The organism is uncultured Turicimonas sp. (assembly GCF_902477955.1).
Taxonomy (GTDB): domain Bacteria; phylum Pseudomonadota; class Gammaproteobacteria; order Burkholderiales; family Burkholderiaceae_F; genus Turicimonas.
On the sequence record NZ_CABSJB010000016.1, the window covers coordinates 16,507 to 37,886 of the forward strand.

Below are 21,380 nucleotides of genomic sequence, written 5' to 3' on the forward strand. Positions count from 1 at the left end.
CAAAAAGGAAAATTATTAATTCATATAAGACCTATAAGCTAATCTTATGAAATGGTAGCTAATCGGTTCCAGAAGTTTTGTTTTTTAACAATGAAATAAACTGAAAAGCTGCCGGAGATAAGTCTTGGTTTGGATTAATGCCTAGAAAATAGTCGGCCGTGACGCTAAAGTTCTTCACATGTACTTCTAATAGCTTTTCTTGCTTGATTTCTTCTTTAACAGCGACCAGCGGAAAAGCCGCCATTCCGATTCCGCTTTGGATTAAATGTTTTGAACTCTCAAGACTATTGACTTCAATCAATGGTGCTGACAAGAATTCAGATGCACCCACCGATCCGAACCATTCTTCTATCTTGGAACGCATTCTGCTGCCTCTTTGGCGCATAACCAAATAGTTTTTGCCGAACTCTTCCGGAGTAATGGCTTTTTTAAGAGCTGCAAGAGGAAAAGTAGGTGAGCACACGCAAACGTAAGGCTCTTTGGACAAAAGCTCCTGATGGCAGTTTTTGAGGCCTTCTACATGCCTTGATAAAGCCAAATCAGCCGCACCTTTCTCCACCAATTCCGTGACATGGGCCGAGTCTCCCATTTCTAACCGAATATTGATGAGAGGATACGTTTTGGAAAACTCAGCGATGATGTCGGGCAAGAAGTAGTTGCCCATGACAGCACTAGCTGCGATGGTCAGCTCTCCGGTCTGCAGTTGATTGAGATCGTTGAAGACACTTTCAATTTCTTTAAATATTCCGAATAGCCGTTGGGTGTGGTTAAAAAGAATTTTTCCTCTGGCAGTAAGGCGGATTTGGCGCTTGCCTCTGTCAAAAAGAGGGTTCTTTAAAGCGTGTTCGAGGCCTTGTATTTGTTGAGATACCGCTGGCTGGCTCAGGAATAATACTTTGGCGGCTTCGGTAAAACTTCCCAAACTAGCGACAACGTGGAATGTTTTCAGATGCTCCAAATTCATCCGAGAAATGCCGGGAGCCGATTTAGTCATTTGGTCATGACCTCATAGTTGGAAGACATAGAAACCGGACGCAGGTCTTGGGTATAAAACCAAGGAAAGAATGAGCGCGCATCTCAGTCTTTAGAATGATCGCTTCTGGTGGCGTTTCTAATTTTGCGTTTAATGTTCGGGCCGAGTCTTTCTAACGCATCAATAGTGTTGAATACGGTTGCTCTGCCTTTGAGAGAAAGCGTCCGGAACTTTTTAAGCAGAACGTCTTCTTCCACGCCGGGGATGTGGCGCTCATCAGCAATGATAAAAAGGATGTCGAAGCCGATGGCAAAAAGCCGCGGCATTCTGAAGATGCCGGGATCAGTTTCACCGGCCTCAAAACGCTGGTAAGTTTCGAGAGGAATACCGAGAAGCTGGGCAATCTGCAATTCCGTGTAGCCCAGCCTTTCTCTCTCGAAACGCAGTCGGTCTCCGATTTCTTTTTTCTGCTTGGTGCTGGTAAGCGCCATAAGAGTCTCTTAAACGTTAAATAAGAAGTTCATGACGTCGCCGTCCTGAACAACGTAGTCTTTACCTTCAACTCTTAATTTACCAGCTTCTTTGGCTCCATTTTCGCCTTTGAAGTTGATGTAATCGTTATAACTGATGGTTTGAGCACGGATAAACCCTCTTTCGAAGTCAGTGTGAATAACACCGGCTGCCTGAGGGGCGAGGTCGCCTATATGAATTGTCCAAGCTCTGACTTCTTTTTCACCGGCGGTGAAGTAAGTCTGGAGGCCCAGCAGCTGATAAGCGGCTCTAATGACTCGGTCTAAGCCCGGTTCATGCATGCCGAGGTCTTCCAAGAAAACCAGTTTGTCTTCTTCCGGAAGGTCGGAAATTTCCGCTTCAATCTTGGCGCAAACGGCAACGACGATGGAATTTTCTTTGGCGGCATGTTCTTGGACTTGGTCAAGAAGCGGATTGTTTTCAAAACCGCCTTCTTCGACGTTGGCAACGTACATAGTCGGCTTCATTGTCAGAAGGAAGAGAGGCTTAATGACTTCTTTTTCTTCCGGAGTAAGTTCTACGCTTCTCGCAGGCTGGTTTTCATTGAGAGCCGGCTGAAGTTTTTCCAAGACTTTAACGAGCTTCAAAGCTTCTTTATCGCCGCCGGAGCGAGCCTGCTTGGAGTATTTAGCTAATTGCTTTTCAACGGTGGCCAAATCAGCAAGAGCCAATTCCGTATTAATGACTTCGATGTCTTCGAGCGGGTTGACGTGGTTAGCAACGTGAGTGATGTTTTCATCTTCAAAGCATCTGACGATGTGCGCAATAGCGTCGCATTCACGAATGTTTGCCAAGAATTTGTTTCCTAAACCTTCGCCTTGGCTTGCACCGGCTACCAAGCCGGCGATATCAACAAATTCAACGGTTGCCGGAATGATTTTCTGAGGATGAACAATTTCAGCGAGCTTGGCAAGTCTCGGATCAGGAACTTCGACGATACCGACGTTTGGTTCGATCGTGCAGAACGGATAGTTTTCTGCGGCAATCCCTGCCTTTGTCAATGCATTAAAAAGAGTAGATTTGCCGACGTTAGGCAGCCCTACGATTCCACATTTCAAACCCATTTTTAGATTTCCTATTCTTTAAGCTTAATTTCTAATTTTTCCAATTCAGTTTCGTCGAAGACCTCTATGCCGTTCTGCATAAGAAGCCGAGCAGTACAACCCGTACCGTCGCGCAGCTTGCCCGAAAAAGTACCGTCATAGATTCGGTCTTTTCCGCAGGAAGGACTTTTAGACTTTAAAACTGCTATTTTTATCCCGTTATTTTGGCAGTATTTTAAGGTGCTCTCAGCCCCTAATAAAAACTGTTTACTAACATCCGTTCCGCTTTTGTTTAATACTTTGTCCGTATGCTCATCTATTTCCGCCGGGATTCGCGGAACAGGAAGGCCCCCAAGCATTTCGGGACAAAGTTTGTGGACTTCGAAATCTTTATTTTTGAGGAAACTCAGCAGTTCACGGCACGGTTTTCCCGCACCGTCATAGCGGACTTTGTCTCCCAGCAAGCAGGCGCTTACTAAAATTTTGGAGACGGTCATGAATTAATTTTTTGCAAGGCGTCTTCAGTTTTTCCCTCTGCAATCAGAGGAAGAAACTCAATGCCTTTTGCGACGGCCTGAGAAATCAGGATTCGATCATCGGAACTCGGACGACTTAAGACATAGTCGGCAACAGGTGTTTGAAGCTGCTTGTCCCTGGGATGGCCGATGCCGATGCGCAGACGCTGAAAGTTTTGAGATCCAATCAGAGAAGAAATGCTCTTTAAGCCGTTATGGCCGGCGCATCCTCCGCCGATTTTGTATTTAATTGAGCCCGGAGGAAGGTCAAGTTCGTCGTGGACGACGAGGATCTCTTCCGGCTTGTACTTATAGAAAGAAATGACAGCAGAAACAGCTCGACCCGATAAATTCATTAAGGTCGAGGGCTGCAATACCAGAATTGCATCCCCCGAGATATGGGTAGTAGCTGTTTCTCCGAAAAAGCGTTTGTTCGGTTCAAAGAAGCCTCCGAATTTTGCCAGAACTTCATCAGTAAACTGAAATCCGACATTGTGTCTGGTTCCAACATAAGGTTTACCAATATTTCCCAGCCCGACTATTAATTTAATCGGAGGCATCTTCACACCGCTCATTTACTTGCTCTTTCCTTTTTTCTTGTCCTTATCGGCAGTTCTCTTTGCTCTTTTACGAACAACAGGTTCTTCTGCGTCTAAGAAACCTCTTTCTTCAGGCGGACGATCATACCGCACTACACATTGTTTTCCTTTGATGTAGGCACTGCGTAATGCAAAAATAACGTTCTGAGCAATTTCTTCGTCAACTTCTACAAGTGAGTAGCGGTCTGCAATATCAATAGAACCAATCAGCTTGGAAGAAACACCTGCCTCGTTAGCAATGGCGCCAACCAAATCCTGAGGTCTGATGCCGGAATCTCTGCCGGTACCGATGAACAGACGAACCATTCCTTCAGATGTGCGGCGCGGAGACTTAGACGGTTTTCTCGGCTTACGGCCTTCTTCCTTAACGCCAATCTGGCTTGGGATTTCAACGTCGTAAGAATCCTTCCAGTTGTTTTCGTTGGCCAGTTTGACGGCAGCGGCTGCGACATCCAAGACGTCGAAGTCATTGCTGAGAGTTTCAACGATAGAACGATAGCGTCCCAAATCGTTTTCGCCGACCAAAATTTCATGAACGGAGGCTCTGGTGAGATCCAGGCGTTTAGCGTGAACATCTGTTGCTGTCGGAACAGAAAGAATTTGAATCTTCTGTTTTGTCATGCGTTCAATGTTCTTAAGCAGTCTGCTTTCTCTCGGTTCCAGAATTGTGATGGCTGTACCTTCACGTCCTGCACGGCCTGTACGGCCGATACGGTGAACGTAGGTTTCAGTTGTAGCAGGAATACCGTAGTTGATAACGTGAGTTAAGTGTTCGATATCGATACCGCGGGCAGCAACGTCAGTTGCGACAATAACGTCGACTTGTTCTGCTCTGGCTCTCTTCATGACACGGTCTCTTTGGGCCTGATCCAAGCCGCCGTGCAATGGTTCTACGCTGTAGCCTCTGCCTCTAAGGCTTTCGGCAAGTTCATCAACTTCGTTTCTTGTACGTGCAAAGACGATAGCCAGTCTCGGGCTTTCGATATCCAAGATTCTGCCTAAAGCAGCAACTCTGTGGTTTCTGCCGACGATATATGCAGATTGTCTGACTTTAGGCTGTTCTCCTTCGGGAACTTTTTCCTTCGGGATAAGAATGCGGTACGGATTGTTCAGCTGATTTTCAGCCATCTTGGTAATTCTGGCAGGCAATGTAGCTGAGAACAATGCGGTTTGTCTTTCTTCAGGAAGAGCACTGAGAATTGCATCCAAATCTTCTGCAAATCCCATATCAAGCATTTCGTCGGCTTCATCGAGAACAACGGCTTGAATGTCTTGAAGGTGGAGGGTACCTCTGCGAATGTGGTCTAAGGCTCTGCCCGGTGTTGCAACAACAATGTGAACGCCTCTGTTAAGGGCTTTGATCTGACGGCTGTAATCCTGACCGCCGTAAATCGGGGTTACATAAACACCGGAGTCTCTGCTGTAGCTGAGAATAGCTTCAGAGACCTGAATACACAATTCACGTGTCGGGGTCAAAATCAATACTTTCGGATTCTTTGGCTCACTGTTCAAACAGTATCTTTGAATCAACGGCAGAGAGAATGCAGCTGTTTTACCGGTACCGGTGGCTGCTTGACCTAAGACGTCTCGTCCTTCAAGAAGGGCTGGGATAGAATGTGTTTGGATTGGAGTCGGTTCTTCAAAACCCAACCTTGATAAAGCGTTGGCCAGCTTTTCGTCAAGGCCGAGTTTCATGAATAGATTTTCAGACATTAAATTCTCCAGTGCTGTGCCTGCACAGCAATTAATATTGTCTGCATTATGAATAAAAAACGCCCTGTACCCGAAAGGGCACAGGGCATTTTGAGTAAGTAACCTTTTGTTATTGCTCAGCAGACTTTTCAGCTGTTGCAGGAACAGCGTCAGCAGCAACTGCCGGTTCAGCCGGTGTATCAACTTCTTCAGAGATAACAACAGCGGAAGCAACTGTAGGATCTTCTTCAGGTTTGAGAACAGCAGTAACGCCTTCAGGAAGAGCCAAGTTAGAAACGTGGATCGGATCCTGAACTGTCAAGCCGGAAAGATCAACAGTGATGAATTCAGGAAGGTTAGCCGGCAAGCAGGCAACTTCGATTTCAGTAAGAGTGTGTGTAACGTTTGCTTTTTCAACAACAACGGCAGGAGATTTTTCTTCGCCGATGAAGTGAAGTGGAACGTGCATATGGATTGGTTCGTCAGCAGCGATACGTTGGAAATCAATGTGCAAAACTTGCGGTTTGTACGGATGCATCTGGAAAGCACGGAGAAGAACTTTTTCGTTCTGACCGTCTAATTCCATATCGAGAATGGAAGCATGGAATTTTTCCTTGCGGAGAGCGTGGAAAATTTCATTGTGATCGAGCTCGATAGGAGTAGCTGGAACCTTTCCGCCATAAACAATGCCAGGAAGTTTGTCAGCGCGGCGAAGGCGGCGGCTCGCACCCGTACCTTGAGCCTTACGTGTAGATGCAGTAAATTTCATTTAAAAAACTCCAAAAACAAATCTACTGACCGCGACCAGTCAGTAGAGGAATAAAATTAATTTTTGCTTTTTTATTCGGCAAACAAGCTGCTTACCGAGGATTCGCAAGCAATGCGTGAGATTGTTTCACCAATCAATGAAGCGCATGTCAACTGTCTGATTTTCGGACAATTTAATGCGTCTTCGCGAAGCGGAATTGTATCAGTAACTACGACTTCATCGAGAGCTGAATTTGTAATTTTTTCAACTGCTGCACCGGAGAAAACAGGATGAGTTGCATAAGCCAAGACTCTCTTAGCTCCTCTTTCCTTAAGTGCATCAGCAGCATGACACAATGTTCCGGCAGTATCAACGATATCGTCAACAATAACGCAAGTTCTGTTTTCGATTTCACCGATAATATTCATGACTTCAGAGACATTAGCTCTGGGACGGCGCTTATCGATAATGGCCAAATCCGTTTCCATTCTCTTGGCAACGGCTCTGGCTCTGACAACGCCGCCGACGTCCGGAGAAACGACGACTAAGTCAGAGTAATTCTTCTTCCACAAATCACCGAGAAGAATCGGGCTGGCGTAGATGTTGTCAACTGGAACGTCGAAGAAACCTTGAATTTGGTCAGCGTGGAGGTCCATTGTCAAAACGCGGTCAATGCCGGCAGCCTGGAGCATATTAGCTACGACTTTTGCACTGATAGCGACGCGGGTTGAACGAGGACGTCTGTCCTGACGGGCATAACCATAGTAAGGAATGACAGCCGTGATGCGAGCTGCGGAAGCTCTGCGCAATGCATCAACCATAATGATCAATTCCATCAAATTATCATTAGTCGGTTGGCAGGTTGGCTGGACAACGAATACGTCCTTACCGCGAACATTTTCAAGAAGTTCTACTTGAACTTCACCGTCAGAGAAACGGGAAACTTTAGCGCGACCAAGGGGGATATTTAAGTGATTGCCAACAGCTTCAGCAAGCTTTGGATTGGCATTGCCTGAAAAAACCATCAGGTTGTCTGGGACCATTTGGACCATGATTTGTATGCTCAAATAAATAAGGGTAAGAACGGAAAGTAAAAGCCCAAAATAAATGGCAGGAGAGGAAGGACTCGAACCCTCGCATGCCGGGATCAAAACCCGGTGCCTTGACCAACTTGGCTACTCTCCTGCAACTATCTAATTTTTTTTAACTTTTAACAAGTCCAACTCCATAACGGATGTTTCTTCAAACCTTTGACAGTCCACTGTCTCCAGTTCTCAGGAAGTGGTATTTTAACCGATTTTTCACCCGGATTTTTTTCAGCCACATAAACAGCTGAACCAGACCCGGACATTCTCGGATTTCCGAAAGGAGTCAGCAACTTAACGGCTTGTTCAATCGGAGCATACAAGGATCGGGCGACTGTTTCCAAGTCATTTCGACCCCAGGGTGACTGAACAAAATTGTGCAGTTGCTGTTTAAGGTTCGCTATTGTGCACAAATTCGTATTACGTGTCAAATCAGGGTGATTAAAGATTTCTGCCGTTGAAACACGTACTCCCGGGAAGATTATTTGGAATTGCATCTCTTCAGTTTCCACCGGCTGCAGAACTTCTCCGATGCCTTCTGTAAATGCGGTTTGGCCAAAGATAAAGAAGGGGACATCGGCCCCGAGTTTTACGCCGAGTCCGCAGAGGTCCTGCCGGGTCAGTCCGAGGCCCCACATTTGGTTTAAGCCGATGAGCACAGTCGCTGCGTCCGAGGACCCTCCTCCGAGACCGGCCCCATCAGGAATATTCTTTCTGACGGTAATTCGTACGCCTTTGTCTGGGCATTTTTCTTGGAGAAGTTTGGCAGCTTTCCAGCATAGATCGCTTTCGACGGACCAGTTGATATCGCCGGCTCTTTCGATTTTTCCGTCGGGCAATTCTTCCAGATCGATGTAATCAAAAAGTGAAACTAATTGAAAAACTGACTGAAGAAGGTGATAACCGTTGTCTGTTCTCCCGACAACATGTAGAAACAAATTAATCTTTGCCGGTGCCGGTAAGTCAAAGTAATTCTTAAGTTTCTGGGTTTTCTCAGAAGAATCTTGTGATGCCATAAATTTCCCGCTCAGATGTTTTTGTTGATTCTATCTATTCAGAAAGCTTTTGCTTGGAAGTGAAGAATAGTTTAAGTCTCATCGAAAAAGTAAGACGACTCTAGTCCGTTCAAAATCATGTCGAGGTTGTCTATATCGTCACTTAATGCTCTTTGCGAAAGAACGTTCAATTCCAATTGGTTAATCAAACTCCTATCCATTGCCTGGAGATATGATGTTTTGTCGACTTTGGTCCAATCTATGACTCTTCCAAACTGTTTCCGTAAAAGCATATTGAGCCAAATTCGAGTCGTCCAGCCGCTCGTCGTCCTGAACGGATGAGCTAAGTTCATCTCAATGTATTTTGAGAGTATCTCTTGGAAGTTACTTTGGGGCAATTTTTCGATTTTTGATAAGGCATCCTCAAGATATACGACACTCAAATATCTGAAACTTCCTTCGGACAAGTTGGTTTGCCGCAGGCAACCTGCGTCCGGATAAAACTCCTTGAAAAGAAACAAATGAAGTTGCCTCAAACTTTTGAAATTTCCAACTTCGAATTGACGGACCGCTACTGTGGAGAAGAGCAGCTTGGCGTTCTCCAAACTTTTTTTATCACTATCTTGCACAGTATCCAATTTAATTGTTTTCAATGTTAGGCAGAGGAAAGAGGTCGACTCATAGTTTTCTCAGCTGCTTCTAAAAGAACTGAACGGAACCATTGATGAGCCGGTTCGTGGTGAGTCCGATCGTGCCAGAGAAAGACCGGAGACCAAGGTTGTTCCGTTACTAAGTCCTTCGGAAGTACTGTCAGCGGTAAATTACCAATTAACTTAGAGGCGGAGGTTTCGGGCAAACGTCCAATAAAATCGCTATTGGCTAAAACGTGCGGCACCGTCAGCAGATACGGAGTATCGAAAGCAATGTTGTCTCCATCTTCAAATCCTGACGACTCAGGCGTAATTTTGTTTTCGGAGTATCCGTACTTTACTGCGACAAAGCGGAAGTTCTTTAGGTCGGATTTTTTGATAACTTTTCCTGCTTTTAATTTGAGCGCTAGAGGATGAGAGTTTCTCACGCAATACAAATGATTGGTGCTGTAGAACTGTTTGAAATGAAAGTTTTTGCCTAATTCTTTTAGTTTTAAGTTAGGCGGAGCATAAATAACTATGTCTATATTTCCTTTCTCAAGAGACCACTTGAAATGCTCGTGGATGGGAATGATCGAAATACGAATGTTAGGAGCTTGCTGAAACAAATTGCTGAGTGCGGGGACGACAAACTTTATGACGGCATGATCGATGCATCCTATCCTAAATTCCTGCGTAAGATGTTTTCTTGAGAAAACTGTCGGACTGGATAGTTGTTCAATTTTTCGTAATATTTCCTGTATTTCATGAATCAGCGATTCCATTTTTGGAGTCGGCATCATTGCTCTGCCGCTTTTCACGAATAGTTGATCGTCAAATATTGCGCGTGCTTGGGCTAAAAGTCGAAAACAGGTCGCAGTTCCTTTTCCTAGACGGCCGGGTGTGGATTCGAGGTTGCGGGACTCATAGAACTCAGCAAGAAATCTAAGTAACTCACTTGAAGGCTCTTTACTAGTCATATCGTTATCAATTTTGATAGGTTGTTTTGTCAATTTTAATCAAATATGACAGGTAAATACCTCTACTCAAAACTAAGAGGAAATTCCACAATCTTTCCTAAGCAGACCCCCAATGCTGCCAAGGAGACTAACTATGCAAACACTCTCAAGAAGGCAAATCTTAAAGGCTATTTCTGCACTGCCGGTATTCTCTCCGGCTACCTCAGTGCTGGCGCAAGCCGCTGCCCCACAAACACAAGAATGGACCGGATTTGCTCTCTGCGATTCCTGTAACCACGTACCTTTTTGCGGTATTGAATTTCAAGCCGTAGGCAATAACGTTATCAGCATTAAAAACTGGAAAGAGAATCCTCGTCACTGGCTATGTTCCAAAGGGATGAGTACGTTACAGCGGCTATACAATCCCAACCGCTTGCTTTATCCGATGAAGAGAACTGCTCCTAAAGGGGCTGCAGATCCCGGTTGGATCCGCATCTCTTGGGACGAAGCTTATAAGACCATTGCGGGCAATATGCTTGCTGCCAAGAAAAAATATGGTCCTGAATCCGTCATGTTTTATGCCGGGGATCCTAAAGAACCAAGACCGGCCATCTACCGTCTGGCTCGCTACTTTGACTCTCCAACGTGGTCTACAGAATCCTCAGCAGCTTGCCGTTCGGGCTGTATGATGGCTGAACAACTCAATTTCGGCCAACCAAACAACGGATCAGCGCCGACTAAAGACACGAAGGTCTACATGATTATGGCGACTAACGTTTGGGCGCAGCCGCTTGGTTGGTGGGAAGCAATTAAGGCAGCCAAGGAGCGCGGATGCAAGATTATCACCGTTGATACAAGAAGAACAAAAGCCGCTGAAATAGCAGACGTTCACTTGGCTCCGAACGTAGGAACAGACGCTGCTTTGGCTGCCGGTTTGGCCCGCGTTCTTATTAAAGAAAATCTGATTAATAAACCGTTCATTGATCAGTGGACGCATGGTTTCGAAGAATACGCTAAGTATGTTGAAGAATTCACTCCGGAGAAAACCGCCGAAATTACCGGCGTTCCGGCAGATAAGATTGTTGAAGCTGCACGGCTTTGGGCACAAGGTCCCGGCTCTTTTACATTGACAACTCAGTCTTTGTCTCATAATTCAAACGGCGTTAACAATACCCGTGCCTTGTTACTGCTGCCGATTTTGATGGGTTATATTGATATCCCCGGCGGAGTGCCTTTCTCGCAGCCTCCTAAAGGCCTGTCAATGCCAGCGTTCGGCCTTCATACTGCAATGGCGGAAAAGAAATGGTGGAATTCACCGGAAACAAAAGCCCGTAGGTTTGATAAAGATGAAGTACCTCTCTGGCACAACTTGCAGGATCAAACTAGTCCTAACAACTTGCCTGAGTGGGTGAGAGACGGCAAGGTTAAAGTATTTTGCGGATGGGGATTCAACGTCAATATTTGGCCTCAGCCGGAGATCTATAACGAAGCCTTTAAAAATTTAGACTTTGCCTTTGCAGCCGACTACTTCTATCGCAAAGACAGCCATCGCTATATGGATATTATTCTTCCGGCCGCAATGAACTACGAGCGTCATGCTCCGTTCGGTTGGTACGGTCCGAATATTGCTGTCCGCAAGCCGGTCAAACCGCTGGGAGAGGCAAAGGAAGACTGGCAGATTGCCTTGGAACTTGGATGCATTCTTGATAAACCGGAACACTTCTTTGACGGAGATCCGCAAAAAGCTCTTGACTTCATCCTTCATCAGTATGAAGGCGGCGACTTGAATGCTTTCAGAAATGCGCTGCCGAAGATCAGCCGTATCCCAGCTCCTAAGCCCGGCTTCAAGAAGTATGAAGACGGCAGATTGCGCCCGGACGGCAAACCGGGATTCAATACGCTTTCCGGTAAGCTTGATTTCTTCTCTGACAGAGCTGCTAAGTTCGGATATCCGGGACTTCCGATCTATAAACCGATGACAGCGTTAACCAAAGAGTTTGATTTGCGCCTCATCAATGGAACCCGCAAGCCGTATATCACTCATAGCAAGACTCGCACGGACCAGCCTTATCTGATGGAAATTGAAGATGGTCTTCATGTCCACATCAATCCGAAAGACGCTGAAGCGAAAGGCATTAAGGAAGGCGATACGATTTTGATTACTTCACCTTATGGAGGACCTATCGAAGCAACGGCAGTTGTTTCGCTGATTGTCCCGAAGGGAACCATCGATGCCCAGTACGGTTGGCTCGATAACCAGAACACCCAAAAACTCATGAACAGAGATAACCGAGATCCGATGTCCGGATACCCAAGTTACTTTGAAAATCCTGTTCATATCGAAAAGAAAGCCTAAGGGGGAAAGTCATGAGTAAGTATGGAATTATTGTTAACGCCGATGACTGCGTAGGCTGTCATGCATGCTTCGTTGCCTGCAAAGAAGAAAATCAGGTTGCACCGGGTGTTAAGTGGAATCATTTGGAAAGACTGGAACATCCGGCAGAGCAAGTCATTGAGTATTTCCGAGTGTCCTGCATGCATTGTGAAGATCCGGCTTGCATGAAAGTCTGTCCGGTGAAAGCTGTGTATTTTGGACCTCATGGAGAAGTATTAGTTGACCAGACTAAATGCATCGGCTGCAAAGGCTGCTTGGCCGCCTGCCCGTATGGAGCACCGAAGTTCTCTGACCCTAATAAGCAATCATACTTCGGCGAGCTGAAACCATTAGGGGGACCATCGGCTGCCCTTAAGAGCTGGCAGAAGCGTATAGCAGGGAGGGCTGAACACTGCACACTGTGTACGCATCGTACTTCTGAAGGCCGTTTACCAGCATGTGTGGAAGTGTGCTCAACACATGCTTTACAGCTTGTCGATTACGATAAACCGACCGATGCTCAAAAAGCTTTGATTGCAAGGGCCCAGATGATCAACCAAGGCGCAGGAACCTCTCCGAAGGTTAGATTTGTATCTTCAATTACTGACTTTACCGGTCGCAAGGTGAGAGCATAATCTCGCAGCGGCGCCCTGCTTTAGCGGGGTGCCGCGTCCTGCGAATAACAATAAATAATCGGCCAAAATTGCGGAAAAAAGGATAAATATGGATTATCAAGAAATCACTCGAGAAGACTGTGCAGAAGCAATGGCAAGAATCCTTATGGTTTTGAGCCGGATTGTTCTCGAGCCGCAAGACAACAGCTCAGACTACGAAAAGGCACAAATTGCCTTCAATGCTTTTGCAGAGGGTGTGGATTATCCCGGAGCAGTTTTCCAAAATGTTGTTTTTGACGAAGAGTTTGAAAAAAAATTTGCAAAGCTTTTCTACGGAGTCGGAGATACAACTATTGGGTTGACCCATTCTTTTTGGAGCGGCGGTTTAATCGCCGTTGCAGGAGAAAAAACTCGGGAGGCTTTTAAAACTTATCACGACAGCGGCCTGAGCAACACTTCAACTCTTCCCGATGACCATTTGGCAATTGAACTTACGTTTCTAAGTCATCTGTTAGCGCAAAACAAGGTGAAAGAGGCCCAAAGATTTGCTTCTGAAGAGGTTCTTCAGTGGTGGCGAACGGCGCAGGAAAATATCAACAATAAGACTCAAAACGGCAGCATTAAGAACTTCTTCGCTGCTGTAACATCGGCCTTAGAGTTTGTAGAGAGGATGTAGGATTTTTCTGATATAACGGCCCGTTATCTAGGGAGAAGAATAAGCGTTACAGCAGGCGTGCGATAAGATTCTTGTCTTTTCATCACGATTCTCGTGAGTTTGTTTTCACTATTTCTTTCAGCCGTCAATTCCCAACCGGAGGCGGCTAATTCTTTTTTTTTGATTGTTGAGCGTCTATCTTGGCAAAAAGCCAATCTACCAAGTCAGTGAGGTCGGAGGGAGCGTCGATGACTCTTTCTGTAATTTCTTTGTTTTTTGAGAGGTTGCTTAGGTTCTATTGAAAGGCTGTAACTGATTGTGTTGCTATATTCTCTTGATCGGGAGGTGGAGAAGGTCCCAATTGTTTCGTGTATCGTTACGGTGTAGATTTCAGGATTCTGGTTCGAATAACCAGAAGGATATTGAAAGCATTCTTTCAAGCCTGATAGAAAAGAAACTATTTAAGAAGCCATGTATAACAATCATACAAGTGAACTACGGTTTGCCGGCCATGAAACCTTCACCCTCAAGCAGTTATGGTTGAGAAAGGCGGTTCGTTTTGCTCAGTCTGCATTATGTGCGGGAGGAGAACCTAATTTTAGGGACGAGGGTACTATTATGCAGTTGGGACTTGGGAAAAATATGGTATCCAGCCTTCGTTTTTGGTCTGTGGCATGCGGCATCTTAGATCCATCTAGCAAGTTAGCTCCTACCCATGAGGCAGAACTCATCTTTGGTGAAAATGATGACCAGGGACTTGATCCATATATGCAAAGCCTGACTACTTCTTGGTTTGCTCATTGGAAATTGTGTTCGGACAGGAGCCGACTAACTACGTTTTGGTATCTCTTCAATTGTGTGAATAATAACTTGATTTCACGAGAGAAATTGGCCGAAGAGGTGACCGAGTATGCTATGTCCTATGGACACAAACCTTCTCTTAATTCAATCAAAAGAGATGTTGAGGTTCTCTTCCGCTCCTATCTTCCCCAGGTCTCTAACAAACATCAGGGAGGAGAAACAGAAGATAGCGCTGAAACTTTATTCGGAGACCTGGGCTTGTTTCACTATTCTTCCCAAGGAGTGGTGGAGCTCTTCCGGGACGTACGTTCGAATTTGCCGACACCATTGTTTTTTTACACCATCTTAGATATGTGGAAAAACGACGAAAGGCTTTCAATGATGAATACTTTGGATTGGTATCAAATTGCCTATGCAGAGAATTCTCCTGGTAGGGTGTTCAAACTATCAGAAGCAGGACTGAATGATCGGTTAGAGCAGGCGTCTGAATTGACTGGAGGTTTGCTAGTATGGACTGATCAATTGGGAGTAAAAACACTGGTTCGCCGTACTAGTGACGCAAAAACTCTCGCCGTCCTCAAAGAATCCTTATTTAAAGCGTCTTTCTAAGTGTAAAAACAATGAATCAGCTCAACTCAATTGTTAGTGTCTCATCAAGATTTCAGAGATCCGTAAATATTGCTGCCGAACGGCAGCGTTTGTTCGATGGTTCCGATTGTATGGGAGACTATCAGCTATTGGGTTCAAGCATCCAGATTCTTGAGACTCTGGCGCTTTATCTTTCCCAAACGAATCAGAGAGCTTTCACAATCACTGGGCCATACGGTTGTGGAAAATCTTCTCTCGGACTTTTTCTGTGTGCTTTGGCTGGGCAGGAAGATAGCCTAAAGAAGGTAGCTAAGGACAAACTCACGGGGCTAAAAGAAGAAGAGAACGTGAAAAAACTAAGCGAACCGGGCCGTAGAGTCATTGTTTTTAATGGCCGGAAAGGTTCTCTTGCCGAAGACTTAAATAAAGTATTCTTTCCAGATCTCCGTCAAAGTGACTTTATTGATAATCTGAAAGCTCATCCGTCAATTATCAAAGAACCAACATTGTTAATGATTGACGAGCTTGGCCGGTATGTAGCGGGAGGGCAAATGGAGAATTGCGCCGTCTTGCAGGATTTGGCCGAGATCATAAATTCATCTGGATCTAATTTCGTTTTTATAGGCATCCTTCATCAAAACTTATCTGCCTATTCCGATAATCGAAGTGAAAAAGATGAGTGGGCCAAAGTCCAAGGCCGTTTTCTAGATCTTCCCTTGATATCACATATGGAAGAGACGCTAAAGATACTTAGCGAAGCTATAGCACAGGAAAGTGTTCCAGAAAAAAGCAGACTCGTTGTTGAAAAAGCAGTATCTTGTGTATTAAAACATTTTCAAGAGAAAAGTTTAATTTCCACAGAGATTTATAGAACATCATTTTTAAAGAGTTGGCCAGTAAATCCAATTGTATGCTTATTGTTGGGATCTATTTCTAGAAGAAACTTTTGGCAGAATGCTCGTTCAATCTTCAGTTTTTTGACTTCTCGTGAACCATTTGGCTTTCAACATTTCTTAGAAACTACCTCCACCGAGTCAACCGAGCTCTATAGTCCATATCACCTCTGGGATTATCTTAATAATAATTTTTCTCATTTAATTATTCCTGATCGCAGTGATGGGCATCGTTGGGTTAACGCAATTGACTGTATAGAAAGGACAAAAAATAAAGGTTCTGAAGATCATGTACGCATGGTCCAAGTTATTGCGATGATTTCCATTTTTAATACTGGGACTGGAATTGACAGCAATAAACTTATCCTTCAAGCAAGTCAGCCATACTTATCTTTAAAAAAGATCGGCATTATTCTGCAGGATTTAGTTGAGTGGAAGATTATCATCTCCCGAAGAGAACATGATACGTATGCCTTATACGATGCCGGGAACTTTGATATTGAAAAAGAAAAGACGAAATACAAAGAGCTTCAAATTGATACCGAGGCGCTCAACAAATACGTTCGGTTGCCTTCAATTGTAGCTAAAAGATACTATGCAGAAACGGGCAATATCCGTTTATTCAACTTTGAGTTTTCATCTCGAGAGCAGATCAACTACGCAGTGAAAGATCCAAAAGATGACGGTATTAACAGAATTTATCTGCTTCTAGACATTTTTGAGAGCTCACAGGAAAGGGCTGCGTTTATTTTCCGTCTTAAAGAGTTTTTGCAATTAAATCCTTCTAAGTTAATGCTGATTGCTATCCCAAATAACGCAAAAAAATTAGCAAGTTTTGCTCAAGAAATTCTTATCATGCGAAGAATTTCTCAGGATCCACTGTTAGAAGGAGATAGGGTTTCTCGAGCTGAGGTGGCTAAAAATATTGATCAGCTCCTTTCACAGTTCCGAGAAGAGGTTAGTCATTTACACCAAGGAATAAGCTGGATATTACCCGGAGGTGTTTTAAGAGAGAGCCACGATGACCGAGAGTTAAATGCATTGCTTTCAGATCTATGTCACAAGATTTATCCGTTGACTCCATACTTTCATAACGAGTTAGTAAATAGAAATAAGACTTCAGTTGCAGGCCGTACGGCCCTAAAGAAACTCATTTTCGCCATGGTCAATCAGGAGGAAAAGAAGCGCTTAGGAATGACAGGGACACCGGCTGAAGTCATGATTTACATGACTCTGTTCGAAAATAATGCTCTTCATCGTCAGCAATCGGATGGAACTTATGCATTCACACTTCCCCAAGACCTACGAGAGAATTCAGAGCGAATTAGACGATTTTGGAAAAAGACGGAACAGATTCTTTCCGAAAGAAAAATTATAGATGTTCTAGAACTCTATTCTTTGTGGCAAAAACCACCTTTTGGACTAAAAGCTGCAGCGATGCCAATTTTTTTGATGTATTTTTTTCTGGTAAATAAGGAGTCTATGTCTTTTTACCAGGACGATATGTATGAACCTTTTTTGACTCCCGAGGTAGTGGATTTGTTCTTAGCAAACCCTAAACATCTCAAGATTCGATATCACAAGAATAAACCTGCCAATAATGACTTAGGTGAAAAATTCTTTGCTATTCTGAAAAATTACGATGAATCGCTGAAAGCTCGGGATACCCTTTCAATTGCACGTTCATTAGTCAAAATACTTCTCGAACAGCCTAAATGGGTACAAATCACTGTTCGTGCATCGCCGAGAACAAAGGCTTATCGAGAAGCTGTTTTGAAGGCTCACGATCCCGTGGAGTTGCTTTATACAGAGCTTCCTAAAATCTTTGAAACAAAAGAGAATAGTCTTATTGTTTCAAGGACAAAAGAAGTTTTGGACGAGTTGGAGAAATTAAACAAAAATTTGATCCATGAAATTAAGGTCATCCTCTATCGGGCAATTGATGCTGAAGAGGGAAAGGAAAAAGAGCTCCGAGCTAGAGCTAAAAAGATTATAAATTTGACGAATCATCTTCAACTTAAACGGTTCATTTCAAACCTCATTGATTTTAGAGGCGAAGATGAGGAGGTGGAAAAAATTTTGGGATTGACCACAGGAAAGCTTTCTGGAAAGTGGACAGATTCTGATATCGATAATGCGCGCACAAAAATTTCAGATTTGGCTTTCTCTTTTAGGCATCTAGAAGGGTTGGCGACTCTAGATGAAGCAGGTACTGGAGCGCGTCGATTGTTCGGCTTGGTCTTAGCTGGAGAAAAGGGACGGACAGATGTCGTGGTCGATATCCCGTCAAAACTGCCTCTAGAGGCGAAGAAGGTTCGTGACAATATTCTGAAAGGACTTAAAACGCTGCCTAAAGAACTTGCAATTGCAGTTTTGATCGAAAGTGGTCTTGAGCTGGAGAAGAAAAATGGCTAATAGACACATCTTGGGCATCTCTGGGGGAAAGGATTCGGCGGCTTTGGCGGTTTATATGTGCAACAATCATCCTGAATTAGACATTGAGTATTTCTTTACGGATACTGGAAAAGAACTACCGGAGGTCTACGAATTTTTAGGAAGATTAGAAGGATTTTTAGGTAAGTCTATTAGGGTGTTAAATCCAAAAAGAGATTTTAATTATTACCTCAAACTTTACAATAACTTCTTACCTTCTCCAAATACTCGTTGGTGTACAAGAATGCTCAAGCTAGCTCCCCTTAAAGAGTGGATGAGTGAAATGCTTAAAAAGGGAGATAAAGTTTTTAGTTACGTTGCTATTCGTTCTGACGAACCGTACCGAACCGCAATGCAATCTGAACATAATGATGTTCACATAATTTTGCCTTTTAGAGAAGATGGAATCGATAAGGCGCAAGTGTACGAAATACTAGAAAGTTCAGGAATCGGCTTGCCTAGTTATTACGAATGGAGATCAAGATCCGGTTGCACATTTTGTTTTTTTCAACAAAAAATAGAATGGGTTCATTTGTTGGAGCGACATCCAGATAAATTTGCAGAGGCTATGGCTTATGAAAAAGACTCTTTAGAAAATGGGTCTCCTTTTACATGGTCTCAAGGGGAGTCGCTGAAGCAACTATCTCAGCCTCAGAGAATTAAAGAAATTAAGGCCGATTTCAAAAAAAGGCAAGAAAGAGAACACAGATCTAGAAGGGTAAACCCTTTACGCAGAGGTTTAGAACAGGTGTTGGACATAGACGATCTGTACAATTCAGACGAGGGTAACGGAGCTTGCTCAATTTGCACGAAGTAAAGGTAAAAAATGGAAGATCTTAGCGAATACTTTAAACCAGAGACGAGCTGTGTCCAAACATTTTTTCTTGCACAAGGTACAGGGTTTTGTATTCCTGTATATCAACGGCCTTACTCTTGGGACAGCCATAAAATCACCAAACTCGTTTCAGATATTTCTCATGGATATGCCAGTCTCAAGGATAATATCAAATCAGCAACCTACCTTGGAGCCGTAATTACAGTAACTCAAGTGGGGAATGAAATCTTCGGGACAAAACGTTCTCTTCCCGGGAACATTCTTTCTGTTATAGACGGACAACAGCGAATTTCTACTTTGCTCTTATTTATAGCAGCTCTTCATGAGAAAATTAGTGCCCTTTATTCAAAACTACATTTTGAGGACTCGGATAAACGACTAGAGGAGACTATCTCGGAAATAACGAATTCAACACAGAATGTTCTTAGAAAAATTTTGTGTACAGATCAGTCATTTTTCAATCCGGAAGGGACTGCGTTTTTCTACCCAAGGATAATCCGTGTGAATATAGACAAATGGGAGCCGAGTGGCAACTGTTATCACTCTCCCCTCGCCCTTTTTCTTAATAAATACAACGCCCACGCTGTTAAGCTCCATAGCAATCCATCCGCATTAGAAGAGGAATATATCTTTGATCTTGGCACGTTAATTCCAGTCGCTTGCGAAGAAAAAGACAACTTTAAAAAGGTAGAAACTGCCTATAACCACTTGCGAAGCTTGTTGGACGTATTTGAAAAAGCCATTGAGAATAATAAAAGCGAGTCCTTTGATACGGAAGAAATTGAAGTCCTGGATAGAGAGGCCATGGTAAACAAGAAAGATATCCAGGAGAGACTTTTTCGAGACGAGTTTGATGCGTTAGCAACAACGAGTCTGGGTAAGGATACGGAGCAAGCTAAGCTGAGTCTTAAGTTATTACAGTTCCTTGGACTCGCCTCTTACCTTCTCGGAAGAGTCGCTTTAACAAAGGTAGAGACTAGGGCTGACGAGTAAGCTTTTGAAATTTTTGAGGCTTTAAATGCTTCAGGAGAGCCTCTAACAGCTATTGAGACTTTCAAGCCACAGGTATATAGGGGTCAGAAACTCCAGGGGATAAAGGAAACGGACACCTACAAATGGATGGAACAAGTAGAGAGAAATCTTGAGGCTGAAAAAACGAAAGCGAAAAATACGAGAACTAACGAGGTGCTGATTGCATTCGCATTAATTATAAATGGAACAAAACTAAGTAAACACCTCAATGACCAACGTCAGTTTTTGAAAGTTTACGACCAGCTTTCTGAATCTGCTAAGGTAGATTTCGTTCGAGATCTCTTTCATTTAACAGAGTTTTTTAGACATATTTGGTGGGATAAGGAGAAGAGCGGACTAAATTCAACATGTAGCGGTCTGTCGTCAAGTGAGAAAGAGCTTCTTAAGCTTTGTTTTTATTTTTTATATGACATCAAGCATTCAATTACGATTGGTACCTTGTTTCATTTTTATCGCCTAACACGCTTATTCCCCTCGACAGAGACAAATAGAGATTTTTTAGAGGCCGTAAAAGCGTGTGCTGCATTCTCGGCTCTATGGCGAGGAGCAAAAGGAGGAACAGATGGAATAGACGACGTGTATCGCTCCTTCTGTAGAGAGGGGTTTAAGGATGATAAAGGAATCCAACGTCTTAAGCCTCTCTCTTTGTTAGAAAAAGGTTTTTCTTACGGACAAATTGCAAAAGTCAATGAGCTAAAAGCGGCAATGAGAGAAAAACTGAGAATGGAAGGAATAGGGGATAGAAATAAATGGATAGAAACTGCGAAAGAAGTTCCCATCTATAACAATTCCGTTGTAGCTAAGTTCATACTTATGTTTGCAGCTAATGACACTATTTGTTCTCATGACAAGCTTATCCGAGGGAAAAAAGGAAGTGTTTCTGTTTTAGACGTAGAGACTTGGATTGACGCAACAATTGAACACATTGCCCCTCAAACCCCCGACAAAGACTGGACGCAGAAAAAGTATTCGGAGTTCTATACCCCTCAAGGGAAGCATAAGCTTGACGGTATCGGAAATCTGTTATTGCTGCCCAAGGATGTGAACAGCTCCTTAAAGAATAATTCTTGGGATTTAAAAAAGAAAATCTACACCGCGTTAGCGGAGAAGGATCCGGCTGAGGCGGCAAAAATTATAGAGACGCTTCATCTTTCTAAAAAGTCCGTGGCGGCTCTGCAATCCCAACAAAAATATTTCGTTTTGGCAGAAAATATAGCATCTCCTTCTTACACAGATTGGCTTCCCAGCTGTGCTGAAGCAAGAGGAGAGACGCTTCTACAATTAGCCTACGATAATTTAATTGATTTCTTAACTTAACAGCTGTAACCAATTGAGTCTAAAAAGGAGACCTCCTATTAATTTGCAACAATTCAAAGTTTGAAAACA

General features: G+C 43.7%; 19 protein-coding genes and 1 tRNA gene. 8 read left to right on the forward strand and 12 right to left on the reverse strand.

The genetic code is table 11. The features are described from left to right. Positions 1 to 58: 58 nt before the first annotated feature. From RDK53_RS06150 to RDK53_RS06205, 12 genes are all read right to left on the reverse strand, one after another. Entirely contained in the window at positions 59 to 994 is a 936-nt protein-coding gene (locus RDK53_RS06150; RefSeq protein WP_308513760.1) for a LysR family transcriptional regulator, read from the reverse strand. 83 nt (positions 995 to 1,077) lie between these two features. Continuing rightward, complete coding sequence (locus RDK53_RS06155; protein WP_066594589.1) at positions 1,078 to 1,464, reverse strand: helix-turn-helix domain-containing protein; 387 nt, start codon at positions 1,462 to 1,464, stop codon at positions 1,078 to 1,080. Between the two features lie 9 nt (positions 1,465 to 1,473). After that, a complete protein-coding gene (gene ychF, locus RDK53_RS06160) occupies positions 1,474 to 2,568 on the reverse strand; it encodes a redox-regulated ATPase YchF (RefSeq protein ID WP_308513761.1) in 1,095 nt (364 codons plus the stop codon). An 11-nt stretch (positions 2,569 to 2,579) separates the two neighbouring features. After that, entirely contained in the window at positions 2,580 to 3,044 is a 465-nt protein-coding gene (locus RDK53_RS06165; RefSeq protein WP_308513762.1) for a DUF523 domain-containing protein, read from the reverse strand. After that, the gene (gene pth, locus RDK53_RS06170) at positions 3,041 to 3,637 is read right to left on the reverse strand and encodes an aminoacyl-tRNA hydrolase (RefSeq protein ID WP_308513763.1); all 597 of its coding nucleotides are present in this window, start codon (positions 3,635 to 3,637) and stop codon (positions 3,041 to 3,043) included. The genes RDK53_RS06165 and pth overlap by 4 nt, the downstream gene beginning before the upstream one ends. After that, positions 3,638 to 5,374, reverse strand: coding sequence for a DEAD/DEAH box helicase (locus RDK53_RS06175; RefSeq protein WP_308513764.1), 1,737 nt, complete (start codon positions 5,372 to 5,374; stop codon positions 3,638 to 3,640). Between the two features lie 109 nt (positions 5,375 to 5,483). After that, positions 5,484 to 6,122, reverse strand: coding sequence for a 50S ribosomal protein L25/general stress protein Ctc (locus RDK53_RS06180; RefSeq protein ID WP_308513765.1), 639 nt, complete (start codon positions 6,120 to 6,122; stop codon positions 5,484 to 5,486). A 71-nt stretch (positions 6,123 to 6,193) separates the two neighbouring features. Further along, entirely contained in the window at positions 6,194 to 7,144 is a 951-nt protein-coding gene (locus RDK53_RS06185) for a ribose-phosphate pyrophosphokinase (RefSeq protein ID WP_066595976.1), read from the reverse strand. Between the two features lie 65 nt (positions 7,145 to 7,209). Further along, a tRNA-Gln gene (locus tag RDK53_RS06190) sits at positions 7,210 to 7,286 on the reverse strand. A 25-nt stretch (positions 7,287 to 7,311) separates the two neighbouring features. Next, positions 7,312 to 8,202: a 4-(cytidine 5'-diphospho)-2-C-methyl-D-erythritol kinase gene (gene ispE, locus RDK53_RS06195; protein WP_308513766.1), complete on the reverse strand. Its 891-nt coding sequence runs from the start codon at positions 8,200 to 8,202 to the stop codon at positions 7,312 to 7,314. A 71-nt stretch (positions 8,203 to 8,273) separates the two neighbouring features. Then, the gene (locus RDK53_RS06200; protein ID WP_374041570.1) at positions 8,274 to 8,624 is read right to left on the reverse strand and encodes a hypothetical protein; all 351 of its coding nucleotides are present in this window, start codon (positions 8,622 to 8,624) and stop codon (positions 8,274 to 8,276) included. 212 nt (positions 8,625 to 8,836) lie between these two features. Next, positions 8,837 to 9,790: a LysR substrate-binding domain-containing protein gene (locus tag RDK53_RS06205; protein ID WP_308513768.1), complete on the reverse strand. Its 954-nt coding sequence runs from the start codon at positions 9,788 to 9,790 to the stop codon at positions 8,837 to 8,839. Positions 9,791 to 9,923: 133 nt separating this feature from the next. Here RDK53_RS06205 and RDK53_RS06210 point away from each other — a divergent pair, with 133 nt between their 5' ends. From RDK53_RS06210 to RDK53_RS06245, 8 genes are all read left to right on the forward strand, one after another. Further along, the gene (locus RDK53_RS06210) at positions 9,924 to 12,125 is read left to right on the forward strand and encodes a molybdopterin-dependent oxidoreductase (RefSeq protein ID WP_308513769.1); all 2,202 of its coding nucleotides are present in this window, start codon (positions 9,924 to 9,926) and stop codon (positions 12,123 to 12,125) included. Positions 12,126 to 12,136: 11 nt separating this feature from the next. Further along, positions 12,137 to 12,778, forward strand: coding sequence for a 4Fe-4S dicluster domain-containing protein (locus RDK53_RS06215; RefSeq protein WP_308513770.1), 642 nt, complete (start codon positions 12,137 to 12,139; stop codon positions 12,776 to 12,778). An 88-nt stretch (positions 12,779 to 12,866) separates the two neighbouring features. Beyond that, positions 12,867 to 13,433 (forward strand): molecular chaperone TorD family protein, encoded by a 567-nt coding sequence (locus RDK53_RS06220; RefSeq protein ID WP_308513771.1) that lies wholly within the window; start codon positions 12,867 to 12,869, stop codon positions 13,431 to 13,433. A gap of 450 nt (positions 13,434 to 13,883) precedes the next feature. Further along, positions 13,884 to 14,822 (forward strand): DUF4007 family protein, encoded by a 939-nt coding sequence (locus RDK53_RS06225; protein WP_308513772.1) that lies wholly within the window; start codon positions 13,884 to 13,886, stop codon positions 14,820 to 14,822. An 11-nt stretch (positions 14,823 to 14,833) separates the two neighbouring features. Then, positions 14,834 to 18,109 (forward strand): hypothetical protein, encoded by a 3,276-nt coding sequence (locus RDK53_RS06230; protein ID WP_308513773.1) that lies wholly within the window; start codon positions 14,834 to 14,836, stop codon positions 18,107 to 18,109. Next, on the forward strand, positions 18,102 to 18,944 hold the full coding sequence (locus RDK53_RS06235) for a phosphoadenosine phosphosulfate reductase family protein (RefSeq protein WP_308513774.1): 843 nt from the start codon (positions 18,102 to 18,104) through the stop codon (positions 18,942 to 18,944). Before RDK53_RS06230 ends, RDK53_RS06235 begins: the two co-directional genes overlap by 8 nt. 9 nt (positions 18,945 to 18,953) lie before the next feature. Beyond that, positions 18,954 to 19,955, forward strand: a complete 1,002-nt coding sequence (locus tag RDK53_RS06240) for a DUF262 domain-containing protein (RefSeq protein ID WP_308513775.1) — start codon at positions 18,954 to 18,956, stop codon at positions 19,953 to 19,955. Between the two features lie 126 nt (positions 19,956 to 20,081). Beyond that, the gene (locus tag RDK53_RS06245; protein WP_308513776.1) at positions 20,082 to 21,311 is read left to right on the forward strand and encodes an HNH endonuclease family protein; all 1,230 of its coding nucleotides are present in this window, start codon (positions 20,082 to 20,084) and stop codon (positions 21,309 to 21,311) included. Positions 21,312 to 21,380 lie beyond the last annotated feature (69 nt).

Coding starts and splice junctions, on each gene's coding strand:
- RDK53_RS06225 (WP_308513772.1), top strand. CDS start 13,884: ATGTATAACAATCATACAAGTGAACTACGGTTTGCCGGCCATGAAACC.
- RDK53_RS06235 (WP_308513774.1), top strand. CDS start 18,102: ATGGCTAATAGACACATCTTGGGCATCTCTGGGGGAAAGGATTCGGCG.
- ispE (WP_308513766.1), bottom strand. CDS start 8,202: ATGGCATCACAAGATTCTTCTGAGAAAACCCAGAAACTTAAGAATTAC.
- RDK53_RS06230 (WP_308513773.1), top strand. CDS start 14,834: ATGAATCAGCTCAACTCAATTGTTAGTGTCTCATCAAGATTTCAGAGA.
- RDK53_RS06150 (WP_308513760.1), bottom strand. CDS start 994: ATGACTAAATCGGCTCCCGGCATTTCTCGGATGAATTTGGAGCATCTG.
- RDK53_RS06210 (WP_308513769.1), top strand. CDS start 9,924: ATGCAAACACTCTCAAGAAGGCAAATCTTAAAGGCTATTTCTGCACTG.
- pth (WP_308513763.1), bottom strand. CDS start 3,637: ATGAGCGGTGTGAAGATGCCTCCGATTAAATTAATAGTCGGGCTGGGA.
- ychF (WP_308513761.1), bottom strand. CDS start 2,568: ATGGGTTTGAAATGTGGAATCGTAGGGCTGCCTAACGTCGGCAAATCT.
- RDK53_RS06185 (WP_066595976.1), bottom strand. CDS start 7,144: ATGGTCCCAGACAACCTGATGGTTTTTTCAGGCAATGCCAATCCAAAG.
- RDK53_RS06245 (WP_308513776.1), top strand. CDS start 20,082: ATGGAACAAGTAGAGAGAAATCTTGAGGCTGAAAAAACGAAAGCGAAA.
- RDK53_RS06220 (WP_308513771.1), top strand. CDS start 12,867: ATGGATTATCAAGAAATCACTCGAGAAGACTGTGCAGAAGCAATGGCA.
- RDK53_RS06180 (WP_308513765.1), bottom strand. CDS start 6,122: ATGAAATTTACTGCATCTACACGTAAGGCTCAAGGTACGGGTGCGAGC.
- RDK53_RS06175 (WP_308513764.1), bottom strand. CDS start 5,374: ATGTCTGAAAATCTATTCATGAAACTCGGCCTTGACGAAAAGCTGGCC.
- RDK53_RS06155 (WP_066594589.1), bottom strand. CDS start 1,464: ATGGCGCTTACCAGCACCAAGCAGAAAAAAGAAATCGGAGACCGACTG.
- RDK53_RS06165 (WP_308513762.1), bottom strand. CDS start 3,044: ATGACCGTCTCCAAAATTTTAGTAAGCGCCTGCTTGCTGGGAGACAAA.
- RDK53_RS06215 (WP_308513770.1), top strand. CDS start 12,137: ATGAGTAAGTATGGAATTATTGTTAACGCCGATGACTGCGTAGGCTGT.
- RDK53_RS06205 (WP_308513768.1), bottom strand. CDS start 9,790: ATGACTAGTAAAGAGCCTTCAAGTGAGTTACTTAGATTTCTTGCTGAG.
- RDK53_RS06240 (WP_308513775.1), top strand. CDS start 18,954: ATGGAAGATCTTAGCGAATACTTTAAACCAGAGACGAGCTGTGTCCAA.